Annotated in this window: 15 protein-coding genes; 13 read left to right on the top strand and 2 right to left on the bottom strand. The window is 42.3% G+C overall.

The features are described 5' to 3' along the window. Positions 1-267: 267 nt before the first annotated feature. Positions 268-612: a hypothetical protein gene (locus tag BB427_RS05510; protein ID WP_069019213.1), complete on the bottom strand. Its 345-nt coding sequence runs from the start codon at positions 610-612 to the stop codon at positions 268-270. Positions 613-890: 278 nt separating this feature from the next. Here BB427_RS05510 and BB427_RS05505 point away from each other — a divergent pair, with 278 nt between their 5' ends. Beyond that, positions 891-1,895, top strand: a complete 1,005-nt coding sequence (locus BB427_RS05505; protein WP_069019212.1) for a tetratricopeptide repeat protein — start codon at positions 891-893, stop codon at positions 1,893-1,895. Between the two features lie 92 nt (positions 1,896-1,987). On the opposite strand, the gene BB427_RS05500 is transcribed toward BB427_RS05505, so the two are convergent. After that, positions 1,988-2,233, bottom strand: coding sequence for a hypothetical protein (locus BB427_RS05500; protein ID WP_010605471.1), 246 nt, complete (start codon positions 2,231-2,233; stop codon positions 1,988-1,990). A 336-nt stretch (positions 2,234-2,569) separates the two neighbouring features. On the opposite strand from BB427_RS05500, the gene hisG reads away from it, so the two are divergent. The 12 genes from hisG (at position 2,570) to BB427_RS05440 (ending at position 13,107) form a co-directional block, all read left to right on the top strand. Beyond that, a complete protein-coding gene (hisG, locus tag BB427_RS05495) occupies positions 2,570-3,469 on the top strand; it encodes an ATP phosphoribosyltransferase (protein WP_069019211.1) in 900 nt (299 codons plus the stop codon). Positions 3,470-3,473: 4 nt separating this feature from the next. Next, positions 3,474-4,769 carry a histidinol dehydrogenase gene (hisD, locus tag BB427_RS05490; protein ID WP_069019210.1) on the top strand — a complete coding sequence of 432 codons (1,296 nt, stop codon included), beginning with the start codon at positions 3,474-3,476 and terminating at the stop codon, positions 4,767-4,769. Next, positions 4,762-5,829 carry a histidinol-phosphate transaminase gene (hisC, locus tag BB427_RS05485; RefSeq protein WP_069019209.1) on the top strand — a complete coding sequence of 356 codons (1,068 nt, stop codon included), beginning with the start codon at positions 4,762-4,764 and terminating at the stop codon, positions 5,827-5,829. The genes hisD and hisC overlap by 8 nt, the downstream gene beginning before the upstream one ends. Beyond that, on the top strand, positions 5,826-6,887 hold the full coding sequence (hisB, locus tag BB427_RS05480; protein WP_069019208.1) for a bifunctional histidinol-phosphatase/imidazoleglycerol-phosphate dehydratase HisB: 1,062 nt from the start codon (positions 5,826-5,828) through the stop codon (positions 6,885-6,887). The genes hisC and hisB overlap by 4 nt, the downstream gene beginning before the upstream one ends. Further along, positions 6,884-7,474 carry an imidazole glycerol phosphate synthase subunit HisH gene (hisH, locus tag BB427_RS05475; RefSeq protein WP_069019207.1) on the top strand — a complete coding sequence of 197 codons (591 nt, stop codon included), beginning with the start codon at positions 6,884-6,886 and terminating at the stop codon, positions 7,472-7,474. Before hisB ends, hisH begins: the two co-directional genes overlap by 4 nt. Positions 7,475-7,485: 11 nt before the next feature. Then, positions 7,486-8,220 carry a 1-(5-phosphoribosyl)-5-[(5-phosphoribosylamino)methylideneamino] imidazole-4-carboxamide isomerase gene (locus tag BB427_RS05470; protein ID WP_069019206.1) on the top strand — a complete coding sequence of 245 codons (735 nt, stop codon included), beginning with the start codon at positions 7,486-7,488 and terminating at the stop codon, positions 8,218-8,220. Then, positions 8,202-8,975: an imidazole glycerol phosphate synthase subunit HisF gene (gene hisF / locus BB427_RS05465; protein ID WP_069019205.1), complete on the top strand. Its 774-nt coding sequence runs from the start codon at positions 8,202-8,204 to the stop codon at positions 8,973-8,975. Before BB427_RS05470 ends, hisF begins: the two co-directional genes overlap by 19 nt. After that, positions 8,972-9,583 (top strand): bifunctional phosphoribosyl-AMP cyclohydrolase/phosphoribosyl-ATP diphosphatase HisIE, encoded by a 612-nt coding sequence (gene hisIE / locus BB427_RS05460; RefSeq protein ID WP_045990131.1) that lies wholly within the window; start codon positions 8,972-8,974, stop codon positions 9,581-9,583. Before hisF ends, hisIE begins: the two co-directional genes overlap by 4 nt. A 219-nt stretch (positions 9,584-9,802) precedes the next feature. Further along, positions 9,803-10,303, top strand: coding sequence for a hypothetical protein (locus BB427_RS05455; protein WP_039495275.1), 501 nt, complete (start codon positions 9,803-9,805; stop codon positions 10,301-10,303). A gap of 391 nt (positions 10,304-10,694) precedes the next feature. Beyond that, positions 10,695-11,486, top strand: coding sequence for a dermatopontin-like protein (locus tag BB427_RS05450; RefSeq protein WP_069019204.1), 792 nt, complete (start codon positions 10,695-10,697; stop codon positions 11,484-11,486). 115 nt (positions 11,487-11,601) lie between these two features. Beyond that, entirely contained in the window at positions 11,602-12,363 is a 762-nt protein-coding gene (locus BB427_RS05445; RefSeq protein WP_069019203.1) for a glycosyltransferase family 25 protein, read from the top strand. A gap of 195 nt (positions 12,364-12,558) precedes the next feature. After that, a complete protein-coding gene (locus BB427_RS05440) occupies positions 12,559-13,107 on the top strand; it encodes a YkvA family protein (protein ID WP_045990127.1) in 549 nt (182 codons plus the stop codon). The last annotated feature ends 71 nt before the right edge of the window (positions 13,108-13,178 follow it).

Genomic DNA, 13,178 nt, shown 5'->3' with positions numbered 1-13,178 from the left:
GTCGTAGATACAGCCAAAGTAATGTAGTTTACAAACGGACAGGTCGCGAAATTGTATGTGGCTAAGCATCAGATCGCAACCGCTGTTTGGCAATAACTGAATGTGGATACCAATTGAATTAATTCTCTAATCAATTTGAAGGGGGAAGTAGCATATTAGCGTCGTTAAAAACTTCTCATTTAGAACAACTAAATAGCAAAATTTTTGCCTAGCTACTAAAGCTATTTCCCCGCTTCGAAATAGATCATTTACTTAATACAACTGGTATTACTTGTTAAGTTGTCGTTTGATCTTAAGCATACCTACCCCACAAATAGTGAAATACACGAGATACAAAGCGATGCGGTTAGGCCAAGTAGACTCTGGTGAAGGCATGATAACACGCAGGTAATCGTTCAAAACCAGCATACCGGCACCGACAATGATTGCTGTCAATTGAAAGTGGCGATGATTGGCTGAAGAAATGGTAAACAAGGAAACTAGGAGCAGTGCAAGGCTTAAGTAAAATGCTAAAACAGCCATGCTACCAGGTACAACACTTGGGGCTAACGCTAGCGCAGATAGACCTACAACGAACCAACCTACGAGATTTTTTACTGATTTATACGACATGTTATTTCTCCTTAAATAAATGGTCGTTTATTTATGCAACTTTGTTTGATGTATTGAATACAAACAGAACTATCAAATGTATCGGTATCGAAACAGAACATGTCGAGTGTATCGATAATGACACGCAAAATACAGTAAGAATAACGCGATAACAGCCTACATCATATTGATTGTATGAATAAAAATATAAAAAGTAAAAGCTGGTATCAAAACTGCTAATTAAGCTTACGTTAGAAAACACACAATAGTGATAATGGACACACTAAAAAGGACACAACATGTTTATTAAATCGCTTATATACATCTCTTGCACAGTTATTATTTTGTATAGTGCTTTAACTCAGGCACAGCAACCCAATTCTCAAATAACAATGCTTGAGTCTGCTTTTTATCATCGTCAGTATCAGCAAGTCACTAAAATGCTTAACACGCTAAAAGATAAAGAGCTTGATGCTGAAATAATGGTCGTGTCAGTTGCGGTTGCGCAAAATGATGATAATAAAGAAACACTGTTAAACACCTTGATTAAGCGCCATATAGACAATGCAAAGGTGCATTTTACTGCGGGTAATTTATGGTATCAAATTAAACAACAGTCAAACCTTTTTAATAAACTTAGCTTAGTTGAAAAGTCTAACAAGCACTTTATAAGAGCTGCAGAATTGGCGCCAAATAATCCTGAGTACTTAGTATCTGCAGCGAAAGCATTAGCTATAGAAAGTGGCTTTTGGGATTCTGAAAAAAAAGCATCAAAAGCGATAGTTGATAGGCTAAAAGCAATGGATGACCGTTACTATAACTTGGCTTTGATGGATTACTTACAAAACACACAAAATGAAGAGTTAGCCCTAAAAACGATAGCTTCTGTGGGTCAACATTATGCACAAGATATCGTTTTGATCCATCGAGCTGCTAACTTATTGTGGACTTTTTCAGCGAAAGACGCAGCGCAGCGTTTATTCACTAACGGGTGCCTGATTGAGCATATCGCATTAAGCCAACTACCAACGTGGAGAGATGCTTGTATTTCATCGGCTTATTTAGCGCTTCAGCAACACGGTGATAAGCGTAGGGCTGTTGACGCTATGGAACACTTATTGGAAAAAGAGCGAGTACAGGATGAGCAGCATATAGAGTATTTAATGCTTCAGGCTGAGTTATACCGGGAGCTCAAACAAAGCGAAAAGGCTAGAAGTGCCTACCTTCAGGCATTGAATCTCACCACAGAGCGTTCAATTGAGCGAGATATTCACCGGGCTCTCGCTGGACTAGATGGTACATAAGCTAGGCTCGAACAGCGGGTGGGATATGTAGGGGGAATAGATAAACTCAGGTATTGAGAGATGTTCAACAGGTTATTTTATGCAAAATAAATCTACGCCCATGTATCTAGATTCTCACCCTTATGTTCTTCGTGAGATTTTTCCTCCTCATCCTCTTCATCTTCGCTTTCTTTAATTTTCTCATGCTCAGCAGCTTGGCGTTTAAGTTCGATCTCGGTTTTTAGATCTTTCTTAACCTTTTCAATCTTATAGTGCTGCACACCAGCTACATGAAATGCAGACTTATGAGTTACATCTAGCCGTACGATTGGGCCTAAAAAAGGTTTGAATGCATCCATCTGTTCCCCCACTAACCTTCTGTTGGTCTTACTTATTATCGGCTGTTATAAGCTATTCTTTAATTTGCGTTAAAAAATGATTGCCAAGAAGAACAAAATTATGTTTATCTATAAATGAACTTTTCGAACAGCAGATATATTACAAAGGTAACATCATGCTAATGACACTGACAGCAATTCATCATCACCATCATCATACGGGATAACCTGTCAGTTATTTCGCTGGTGGGTTATTCCTTAAAGGAACCTCCGGCGAAGCAAAAAGTATAGTCAAAGTTTATTTCGCCCCGAGGTTCCGCCTCGGGGTTTTTCGTTTAAAGAATTAGGAAATAAATAATGAGCAACAGCAACCGTTTAAGAATCGCAATCCAAAAATCAGGCCGTCTTTCAAAGGATTGCCAAGCCCTACTCAAACAACTTGGTGTAAAACTAAACCTACGTGAACAGCGTTTAATCGCCCACTCTACCAACATGCCTATTGACGTACTTAGAGTGCGTGATGACGATATTCCAGGCCTTGTAATGGACGGCGTTTGTGATTTAGGTATTGTTGGCGAAAACGTGTTAGAAGAAGTTCAAGCTGAACGTGTTCGCAACGAGCAGTTTGCTGAAGTCACTAAACTTTCAAAACTGGACTTTGGCTTTTGCCGTTTAGCGCTGGCGTGGCCACAAGAGCTAGGTCAACAGGATAAAGCGTGGTTTAACGGCAAACGCATCGCAACCACCTACCCTGAGATTTTAAAGCAATATCTAAAACGTGAGAACATCGATGCTAGCGTGGTCATGTTAACGGGCTCGGTAGAAGTAGCACCTCGAGCAGGCCTTGCTGACGCCATTTGTGACTTAGTATCAACCGGTGCAACGCTTGAGGCTAATGGCCTTATGCAAGGCGATACCATCTTAGAATCTAACGCTTGCCTCATTCAAAATGCAGCATTGACTGACCAAAGTAAGCTTGCACTGATCGATAAGCTAATGCCACGCCTTAAAGGGGTGAAACAAGCAAAAGAAAGCAAGTACATCATGATGCATGCACCAAAGAATAAGCTAGATGAAGTATGTGCGTTACTTCCAGGCACAGGCCAACCAACTTTACTTGCACTTGCTGGCAGCGATGAATATGTTGCACTTCACATGGTCAGCTCCGAAACCCTATTTTGGGAGACGATGGAAGAGTTAAAAGCGCTTGGTGCTAACTCGATTCTCGTCATGCCAATAGAAAAGATGATGGAGTAACAGCATGTTTGATTGGCAGCAAGCCACCAGCGAGCAACGCAGCGAATGCTTGAGCCGTCCTGCGGTCAAAGTGGGTGATAAGGTAAAAGCGGCAGTTGAAAAGATAATTGATAACGTCGCTCGCAATGGTGACACCGCGTTACTAAGTTATGCCGAGCAGTTTGACGCCCGTGTTAGCCCAAGAATACGGGTAACGGGATCAGAGCTTATTGAAAGCGAATTTGCGTTAGCACCTGAACTTAAAAGTGCTATTGACCAAGCTTATAGCAACATTAAGAAGTTTCACCAGTTGCAATTACCACAAAGCAAGAAAATTGAGACTCAGCTTGGTGTGACCTGCGAGCTCAGATATCAAGCGATAGAAGCCGTGGGTTTGTATGTACCTGGTGGTAGCGCGCCACTGCCTTCTTCTGTCTTGATGCAAGGGGTGTGTGCGCAGCTAAGTGGTGCAAAAACAATCGTGTTGGCGACGCCAGTCAAAGGTGATTGCCAAATACATCCTGCTATTTTGTATGCGGCTAAACTGTGTGGCGTTACCGATGTGATTGAATGTGGTGGTGCAGGTGCAATTGCTGCCATGGCGCTAGGTACTAACAGCGTACCAAAAGTGAACAAAATTTTTGGTCCAGGCAATAGCTTTGTCACAATGGCAAAACAGCTGCTTTCTCAATCAGTGCCGGGACTTGCGATTGATATGCCGGCAGGTCCTTCAGAGGTGTTAGTGATTGCAGATAAGGGCGCTAACCCAGAATTTATCGCCGCCGATCTACTTTCTCAAGCGGAGCATGGGGAAGACTCGCAAGTCATATTATTGGCGTCTGACAGTCAACTTATTGAAGAAACTGAAGCTGCAATCGAGCGTCAACTAAGCAAGCTTAGTCGCGCTGATATTGCCAGAGCTGCGCTTAAAAACAGCACGCTGATTTTAGTTGAGAGCATAGAGCAAGCATTTGAGATCTCAGCAGAGTATGGGCCAGAGCACCTTATTTTACAGATAAGAGATGCAGAGCGTTTCCTGCCGCTAGTAAAAAACGCAGGCTCAGTGTTTGTTGGTGACTATACGCCAGAATCAGCAGGTGACTATGCGTCTGGCACCAACCATGTATTGCCAACCTATGGTTATTCAAAAACCTATTCAAGTTTAAATCTGATGGATTTCTATAAGGCTTACACTGTACAAACCATCACAAAAGAAGGCCTGCGTGGTTTGCGCTCTGCCATTTTACCTTTGGCACAAGCTGAGGGACTAGATGCACATGCGAATGCCGTCAAAGTGAGGCTGGAGAATAATAATGACTAATATTGCGCTACCAAATAACATTGAAAAGCTTAAGGCCTACAGTTCTGCGAAAAGTGCAAAGCTAACAGGCACCACGTGGCTCAATGCCAATGAAAGTCCATACGCTCGTGTGCTTGAAATGCGCTTTGATAACTTAAACCGTTATCCAGATCCGCAGCCTCAAGCGGTAATTGATGCCTATGCAGGCTACGCTAAGGTCGAGCAAACAAATGTACTGATGACGCGTGGTGCCGATGAAGGCATTGAGTTATTAATACGCACATATTGTGAACCGGCTAAAGATAGCATTGCAATCTTTACTCCTACCTATGGTATGTACAAAGTTACGGCAGACACCCACAACATCGCTATTAATGAATTGAGCCAAACGCAGCTTGCCAATGACGATGTGGATACACTAACCGCTGCAATTGGAGACGCTAAACTTGTCTTCGTTTGTAATCCAAATAACCCAACTGGCGCAATACAACCTGCCAGCAAAGTCGCTGCACTTGCAGATAAGCTTAAAGGCCGTGCAATCGTGGTCGTAGATGAAGCTTATATTGAGTTCTGTGAAGAAAAAACCTGTGTTGAGCTTATCAAAGAATTCTCAAACGTTGTTGTGCTGCGTACGCTATCTAAAGCGTTTGCACTGGCAGGTCTTCGCGTTGGCTTTATGTTAGCGAGTGAAGTGCTATTGGCTCCGGTGAGAAAAGTGATTGCGCCCTATCCTGTTTCTACAGTCGTGGCACAAATAGCAGCAACAGCGTTAACGTCAGATGCGATAACGCAGATGCGCCGGCAAGTCTCTATTTTGAACCTAGCAAAAAAGAAGCTTATACAATGGCTACAAGACAGCGAGTTCGTAAGCGCAATGTTATGCGGCGAAGGCAACTTTGTTACTTTACAGCTAACCGACAAACAGTTTGTGGAGCAAGCGATGCGCCAGGGGTTAATCATGCGGCCATTTGTGCTGTTTGGCGAGGACAACTGGTTGCGGATCTCTATCGGCAACGAGCAGGAATTAAAACAAGTAGAAAACTGGCTGAAACAATGCCAAGTGACTGAGGAAGTATCATGAGCGCCCCCTATTTATTCATCGACCGCGATGGCACTATTATCGAAGAGCCAATAACCGATAAGCAAGTGGATAGCCTAGAGAAGTTGGCACTATTACCCAATGTGATCCCAGCGTTATTACAACTGCAGTCGTTTGGTTACAAGCTAGTGATGGTATCTAACCAAGATGGTCTCGGTACAGATAGCTTCCCTCAAGCTGATTTTGATGCGCCTCAAGACAAAATGATGCAAATCTTAACAAGCCAAGGGATCCGTTTTGAAGAAGTACTGATCTGTCCTCACTTTGACGAAGACAACTGCCAATGTCGCAAACCCAAAACAGGATTACTCACTGAATTGATGCGTTCTGGTAAAGTGAACCTTAGCAAATCATTTGTTATTGGCGATAGGCAAACCGATATTCAGCTTGCAGAAAACCTCTGCATTGAAGGTATTCTCTACGAAGATAACTGGCCTGCTATTGTGACGCAGTTAACCACCTTAAATCGCAGTGCACAAATTGCCAGAAATACCAAAGAAACACAGATTTCGGTAGCGATAAATCTGGACCAACAAGCCAATGGAGAGATTTCAACGGGGCTTGGTTTTTTCGACCACATGCTAGATCAGATCAGAACTCACGCTAACCTTGGCCTGAATATTCAGGCGAAAGGTGACTTACATATAGACGAGCACCACCTCGTAGAAGACATCGGAATTGCCCTTGGTCAGGCCTTTAAGACCGCGCTTGGTACAAAATCACAAATCGCACGTTATGGCTTTGCGTTGCCTATGGACGAATGTAAAGCAGAATGTCAGTTGGATTTATCTGGACGCGCGTCTTTTGTACTTAATGCTGACTTTACACGAGATAAAGTGGGTGACTTAGATGTTCAAATGGTTGAGCATTTCTTTAAGTCCTTCGCGGATAATGCGGCAGTGAGTTTAATTTTGAGCGTAAGCGAAGGTAATGCCCACCACCAAGTTGAGGGTTTATTTAAAGCGTTTTCTCGTGCTATTCGTATGGCAATTGCAACGGATGCGTCACAGCAAATGGCAAGTTCTAAGGGGTGTTTATGATTGCAATTATTAATACTGGTTGTGCCAATATTAACTCAGTGCGTTTTGCATTTGAGCGCCTTGGTGTTACGCCTGAAGTGATCACTGCACCGGAGAAATTAGTCCGCTTTGAACGAGCCATTTTACCCGGCGTCGGCCACGCTAATGTGGCAATGAAACGGTTAAATGAGCAAGGCTGGGCAGACGCAGTAGCCGACTATCAACGGCCTTTGATGGGGATTTGTTTAGGGATGCAGCTGCTTTGTGAGTCGACTGAAGAAGGGGATATTCCGTGCTTAGGTCGCATTCCGGGTAAGGTTGAGTTATTAGAGACTAACGAGTTAACTGCACCGCACATGGGCTGGAATAATCTTCGTGTGGTGAAGCCTCATGCGCTCACTACAGGGCTTAGTGAACAAGACCAAGTGTACTTCGTGCACAGTTTTGCGCATACCATCAATCAATCGACACTGGTTTCGGGTGAGTACGGTCAAGCGTTTTCTGCGATTGTCGCAAACGACAATTATGCCGGCATGCAATTTCACCCTGAGCGTAGCGGCAAGGTTGGCGCGCAGCTTTTACAAAACTTTATTAATTGGCAGCTATAAAAGGACGAACAATGATTATTCCCGCTTTAGATGTATTAGAGAACAATATTGTTCGTTTGTATCAAGGCAAGTACGAAACCGCACAGTTTTACCCATTTAATTTAGCTGAGCGTTTACTTGAATACCAAAACGCAGGCGCAGCCAAGCTACATTTGGTGGATTTAGAAGGCGCTCGTGACCCGAGCAAAAAGCAATGGCGCACTATCCAAGCGGCGACTAAGGCTTTATCTGTTCCCTTTCAGGTAGGCGGTGGTATTCGCAGTATTGACGATGTAAAGCAATGGCTAGATGCCGGAGCCGCCCAAGTGGTGATAGGCTCGATGGCGGTCGATAAACAGCAAGAAGTTGCAGCATGGATTAAAGCATGTGGCGCCGATAAATTTGTGATAGCACTTGATGTGAACAAAACTGAAAGTGGCTGGTCCCCTGCCACTCACGGTTGGCTAAATGATGCGAAAAGCGATCTATTCAAGCTATTAGATTTTTATGTTGAGCAAGGTGTAAGTGATTTTTTATGCACGGATATCAGTAAGGATGGCACAATGACAGGTCCATCGTTTTCCTTATACGAAGACATCACTAAGCATAACAGTGCAATTAAAGTACAAGCATCAGGGGGCGTGAGCTCTCTTGACGATATTGCACGGCTTGCAAAGCAACAAGTAGGTGGAGTGATACTTGGCAAATCACTACTTGAAGGTGTATTTAGCGTTGAGGAGGCTTTAGCATGTTATCAAAACGCATAATTCCTTGTTTAGACGTAAAAGACGGTCAGGTGGTCAAAGGTGTTAAATTCCAAGGCCATGAAGTCGTCGGTGATATTCTTGACCTCGCCCAGCGTTATAGTGAGGCAGGTGCTGATGAACTGGTGTTTTATGAGATCAGTGCCAGCGTTGAAAAGCGTTTGCTCGATGTCAATTGGGTAGCTGAAATTGCCAGACATATCGATATACCATTTTGTGTAGCAGGAGGGATTAAATCGGTGGCTGATGCGGCTCGAGTGCTTGAGCAAGGCGCAGATAAGATCTCTATTAACAGCCCTGCTATTGCGAGGCCTGAACTCATTAAAGAGTTACATGACGAATTTGGCAAGCAATGTGTGGTTGTGGGCGTAGACAGCTTTTATGATAAGCAAACTCAAGAGTATTTAGTGTACCAGTTAACTGGCGATCCGAATGCGGCAAGTCGTACTCGATATAAAACGCAAGAATGGGTCAAACGAGTTCAAGATCTTGGTGCTGGAGAGATTGTACTTAATTGTATGAATCAAGATGGCGTGCGTAATGGCTATGACATAGCGCAGCTCAGCGCGATTAGAACGCTGTGTAAAGTGCCACTTGTCGCCTCTGGCGGCGCAGGCAGTATGCAAGACTTTGTTGATGTATTTAAACAAACTAATGTCGATGGTGCTTTGGCTGCAAGTGTGTTCCATAAAGGTGTGATTGACATTCCAAAGCTCAAGCAGTTCTTAATAAATAATAATGTGGCGGCACGACAATGATAATTAATAAACAAAACATCGCAGAAGTAGATTTTGATAAGTCAGCACTCATTCCCGCTATCGTACAAGATGTATTAACCGGGGTAGTGTTGATGCAAGGCTTTATGAACAGAGAAGCCCTTGAAATGACGCTAGAAAAGCAGCTCGTCACTTTTTATTCGCGTTCAAAATCGCGTCTTTGGACCAAAGGTGAAACCTCAAACAATGTTTTAACCTTGGTGGAAGTACATACCGATTGTGATAAAGACAGCTTACTGATTTATGCAAAGCCGCAAGGTCCAACTTGCCACCTCGGTAGCGAAAGCTGCTTTGCGGAAACCATGCCAGAGCTTGCATTTTTAGGAAAGCTTGAGCGAGTGATTGCCCAGAGGAAAAATGCATCTCCTGATAGCAGTTATACCGCTTCTTTATTTGCTAAAGACTTAAGCCGTAGTTGTCAAAAGGTCGGAGAAGAAGGGGTTGAAGTGGCGCTGGCGGCGATGAAAAACGACAACGAAGAGTTGCTCAATGAGTCCGCAGACTTACTGTATCATCTTATTGTCTTATTACAGAGACAAGGGCTTACGCTCAGTGATGTGGTCAATACGCTCAAAGATAGGCATAAGTAATTTGCGCTTTGGGTAAGTAATCCTTTCGCTTATCTTTTCGTTGGCTTGTTCTAGGCATCGTGCAGTAACAAGCCAACCTACCATAATCGGGATAAATCTGTAATTAGATCAACCCCTGTTCATATAAATAAGGTAAACTTCTCATAGTCTTACAACTATGCAGTGGCAAAATATTAGTCTAACTTTAATGGTGCGATTGCGAACAGTATGGAACGGTTTATGAAAACAAGATTACTTGGTCTAATGCTGGCAGGGTTGACAGCTGCCGGATGTTCAACATTGACCCCTGAGCAACAAGAGAAGCTCGATGATATGTCTAATTGCGAGAAACTTAATGCGCTTCTAAGTGCATCACCCAATGGATTTTCTGCGCTTAAAGGTGCTGAAGTCGGCGCAAAGTTAATCAACTCTTGGCAGGCCAAGGCACATCTAGTTGGCAATAAATGCCAAATCATAGAAAGCGCTTCTGGAAAATCAAAATATACCTGTTCTGAGCAGTTCAAGGAATACGAAAACGCGGTAAAAATCCATAACTATGCGCAGAGTCTCGCAAAGCAATGTTTAGATCACTCTTGGGTTGGTGATAGCCAAAAGAGTGGCCAGCTAATGCGTACGGAAATTATGTCACCGAGCTCTACTAGCAAAATTGCAATTGAACTAGGCAAAGGCCTCGACAAAGTCACGCCATGGATCGTTACGTTTAATGTGACTGAAAAATAAGATATAAGATACGGAGAAGCGTTGTGCTTCTCCTACCCTGTCCCCTAGCATTCCTCCTTTGCAATCCACTTCACTTTGTCTGTTTGAGCGTTAATAAATTTTTAATTGTTGCTTTACTCGATTCTAATGTCGCTTCGCGTGGCGTCTTTTATATGAAAATAGTGAATAGTAATTGTGGTGTAACGCGATAAAAATTTAGAAAAAATAAGCAGTATATATTTTGAGCGGAGTTGGGATCTGCAACAGTCTATATTTAATTGATGCTAATTATGCATTTCTCTGGTTTTTATGTGTTAATAAAAAGCTTGTTTATTAAAAAAAAGTAGCATTTAATTCAGCTGCTATTTTTGTTGTTAGCGCTAAATTAACTACTATTTTTAAAGGAATTAAGATGAACACATTGATAAAGTTGTCTGCTCTATCCCTCTCTCTTGCTATGTTTTGTAACCCTGCTTCGGCTAATGAACAAGCTAAGCCATTTGAGTATACAGTAAATGGCAGTGTATATGAGATCCCCGCTTCTCAAGCTAAGAATCTAGATGAGATAATTGCGCTAATAGAAACTAATAACGATGTTTCAGCTTATGACGTTACTGAGACTAAGTTAGCAAAAACTGAGCGCACAGAAATTGCCAGTGATTTTTCAGCGCTAGCTGGTGGTAACTTACGCGTTTATAGTGAACTCAATACGGGGTATTTAAATGATTTTGACCAAGCATTTACTTACACTTGTCCAAGTAATATGTTTATTAAATCAATCTCAAGCTACCACCAAGATAAACAAGAAGACAGACGCTTTAGCTTAGTCTGTGCAAAATTTACAACGGATAGCGGCAGTCGCATTTATCGTAAAACGACAAAGTGGAGCGGTTACGTAAATTCATACGATCAAGCGTTTAACTTTGTTTGTCCTAATGGTCAATTCTTTGTCGGAATGTCAAGTCGTCACGATAATGGCACAGAAGACCGTTTGTTTAACTTTAATTGCGCATCTATGGCAACCTCGAGCACAGGCGCTGCACTATTCGCTGAATCATGTATTACAACACAATACACAGGCTACGACCAACCTTGGACATTAGGCGGTAATGGTGCAATCATCGGCATGTCAAGTCGCCATGATAACAGAACGGAAGACCGTCAGACTGCAGTGAGTTATTGCTCAGCTGCGAGTGATTGGTAATACTTCCCTATAGAGTAGGGTTGATACCCTACTCTATGTCAAAATTTCGTCATTTCACTGTCATACAAAAGTCGCACACTCAAAATGTAATTAGTTAGCGGATTTAAGACTCATTGTGACCAAACCGAATATTTTTCTCATCAATTTAGATTCTTGTACTGATAGACTCAAGGAATCTACTCTCCAGTTTGATAAGTTCTCACTACCCTTTGAAAGGATAAGCGCTGTAAAAGGTGCAGAGCTGAGCGCAGACGTTTTAGATGCGAGCTATTGTAAGTTAAAAAACGCTAAGCAATATTTCCGGCCTTTAACGTTAGGAGAGATAGGTTGTTATTTAAGTCATATAAAAGTACTGAGCAAAATTGTTGAGTTAGAACTGCCCTATGCTTTTATTTTTGAAGATGATTTCCAACTACACGACGACTTAGCACAGATTGACCAACTGATCGCTTCATTGCCATTTGATTGGGATATGATCAAGCTATTCCAGTCTCAGAAGAACAAACGCACTCCGATAGCAAGCTTTCCGCTAAATAAATCGTTATCGTTATTTATGCAAAATAAGGTACCTGCCGGAACCGTTGCCCAGCTCGTAAGTCTTCAGGGAGCAAAGAAAATATTATCCAAATCGATTCCTTTCGGCAGACCGATTGATATTGATTATCAACATTTTTGGGAAAAAGATCTAAGTGTTTTTGTAATGAGTCCTTGTCCTGTTAGCCATGGTGAAAAGTTTGCGAGTACCATAGATAGAGCACCAAGTGTTACAGGAGCAAAGCGGTATTTTTGGCGCAAACAATTGCTTCAGATAAATAAGTTTATAAAAAACAAGTTTTATCGCGGGTTGGTTCTCAAACGCTATCAACAACACTTCTAGTTATATGGTGCGAAAGCCGCTGTACGCCTTTTGAACAATGGGTTTTATACTTGTACGTAATAGAGAAAAATTCGTGTTAAAAGTGTAATTTATGGGAAGACTTCTGAAAAAGATGTGCTAGTATCTAAGATTATTGCAATAAGTTTAACTTTTTGCTTAAACCATTAATAATAACAACGTTGAGGGAGCACAGACGTGTCTATAGAAATCAACTTTGAACTCTCTGATTCAGATCTTGAACACTTCCGTGGAATGATGAAAGCTGCTATTGAAAAAAGTGGCGATGTAAGTGATGCCGAAATCATTGCTAAAGCGCGTGATTTAGTGGCAACGATGGAGAAATCCAACCTTCCTGAATTTGTAAGCACTCGTCTAATTTCGTTACAAACGCTAATTGACGCAGTGTTAGATGAAGAATGGCAAATGCCTGAAGATGAAAAACGCGAGATCATGGCTTCTCTTGCTTACTTCAGTGAGCCTGAAGACATCGTTCCAGATCATATCCCAGTATTGGGCTATGTCGATGATGCGATTATGATTGAACTTGTGTTACAAGAACTGTCGCTAGATTTAAAAGCATACCGTGAATTCTGTGGCTTTAGAGCTACTGAAGAAGCAAGACGTGGTGATAATGCTAAGGTCGATCGTGAAAGCTGGCTTGCGGGCACACGCTCTCAGATCCGTTCTTCTATGCGTAGAAGTCGTTCTAAAAACCGTTCACGCTTCTTTTCTCGCATTATGTAAGTTAAGTAGCCCTAAGCTTAGCTAATTGCTTTTTAGCTTAGGGCTGCGGACTATAAAAGGGCTGATAATCA

The sequence above is a fragment of the Pseudoalteromonas sp. BMB genome, assembly GCF_001709235.1.
In the GTDB taxonomy this organism is placed as follows: Bacteria; Pseudomonadota; Gammaproteobacteria; order Enterobacterales; family Alteromonadaceae; genus Pseudoalteromonas; species Pseudoalteromonas maricaloris.
Note: the sequence above shows the minus strand (reverse complement) of the source record. Positions and strands in the feature narration are given on the sequence as shown.